This is a genomic window from Microcystis sp. M49636_WE2 (genome assembly GCF_030065375.1).
Classification (GTDB): Bacteria; Cyanobacteriota; Cyanobacteriia; order Cyanobacteriales; family Microcystaceae; genus Microcystis; species Microcystis aeruginosa_C.
This window is the reverse complement of sequence record NZ_JASJFG010000310.1, coordinates 1-1352: the sequence shown is the minus strand read 5'-3', so window position 1 is coordinate 1352 and position 1352 is coordinate 1. Positions and strand designations below refer to the sequence as shown.

1 protein-coding gene and 1 pseudogene are annotated in these 1352 nt (G+C 46.2%); one reads left to right on the top strand and one right to left on the bottom strand.

The genetic code is table 11. From position 1 onward, the window contains the following. Positions 1–80: 80 nt before the first annotated feature. A complete protein-coding gene (locus PX484_RS07500; protein ID WP_288103328.1) occupies positions 81–845 on the bottom strand; it encodes a PEP-CTERM sorting domain-containing protein in 765 nt (254 codons plus the stop codon). Between the two features lie 267 nt (positions 846–1112). On the opposite strand from PX484_RS07500, the pseudogene PX484_RS07495 reads away from it, so the two are divergent. Further along, positions 1113–1352, top strand: a pseudogene (locus PX484_RS07495) (Uma2 family endonuclease); the annotation flags it as partial.

The following is a 1352-nucleotide window of genomic DNA, read 5'->3' as shown; positions in this document are numbered from 1 at the left end:
TTAATCCATTTATCTAGTTCCTCGATATCTTTTTTGATTTTCTGAGCCTTGTCCATAATTAAAGTTATTAAAACATTGACTTAGATTATAGCATTTTTTTCAGAAATTGGTTTCCACGTCTCAAATGTAAATGCTATATAACCAAGAAGGCTAGAGGGTTCGGGGACAGTTACAGGCGCAGGCGGCTGGTTGCCCGGCACAGTCAACACACCCGACATCCCATAAAAACTCTGTTCGAGTGCAGAATCTGCCTGATCATCCCATATCCATACGTCAGTCTCCGTGTCTCCGTTATTCCCATACAATACGTTCCCCCCGGGCCCCACGTTCCCCCCGGACCCCAAAACTGTACTTGTTTCTTGATTCGTCCCGTTTGTGATAGTACCTGTGAACACTTGGGGGAGACCAGAGGCGGAATCATTTTGCGTTATATTAATTGCCGTTTGTATTGAGCCATCCCAAAGATCGGCATTATTGTTGGCGACCTTGTTGCCATTTATCAGGTAGATGGGAACACCCGTACTCGATGGATTAGTACCTGTATTATCACGGGCAGCGACCGAAGCGGTAGAACCGATCGCCTTCCAAGTGGTCGTCAGTCCAGCACCTGAAAGAGCATTTGCAAGAGCGCTTCCTGTTACCTGATTAGTAACAAAGTTATTGTAGTCGTTGATGTTGGTGCTTGTTGCATCCCGCGTGCCGTCAGTGACAAACACTAAACGATACTGAGCGCCGGGAGCCAAGTCAGTAGGGACGACCACCAAAGCAGCTTGTGCTGCACCAGCCGTTCCTAGAGTGGCTGCTAGGGCAACTCCAGAGACAAAGCAGAGTTGTTTTATTTTCATGAAAAGAAAAGGGTTAATGGTAGATGATTTGAGTGCTTAGGACATTTAGATTTGGGTTAAGGGATAGCGCAACCCAAAACAATGACCAGCGAACCTAACAGTCAAGAGGGTACACACTTCCCCCCCCGCGTTGTATCAAAAGCTACAATTTAATAAATATTTACATTCCTTTCCCCTAGGGCTGACGCCGCTACAGTAATCACAGTTACAATGTTTGAGAGGTCTGAGTGGTAACTGATAACTGATAACTGATAACTGATAACTGAAATGACTACACCTACCTTCACCATTCCCCAATCTGACCCTTCCCTTTCCCCCCGGCAATCCCTGCCGACGATGTACGATTTACCTAGTGATAATCCACTTGAACCCGGTTTGCCTGACGAATTTCACCTATTACAACCTCAGTTATTACTGCTGACTTTTCAGCCTCCCAACTGGGAACCAGAGCTAGTTTTTAGCGCCGCTGACCTTAACCTTTACTACGATGTCAGACACCCTCAATGG

Coding starts and splice junctions, on each gene's coding strand:
- PX484_RS07500 (WP_288103328.1), bottom strand. CDS start 845: ATGAAAATAAAACAACTCTGCTTTGTCTCTGGAGTTGCCCTAGCAGCC.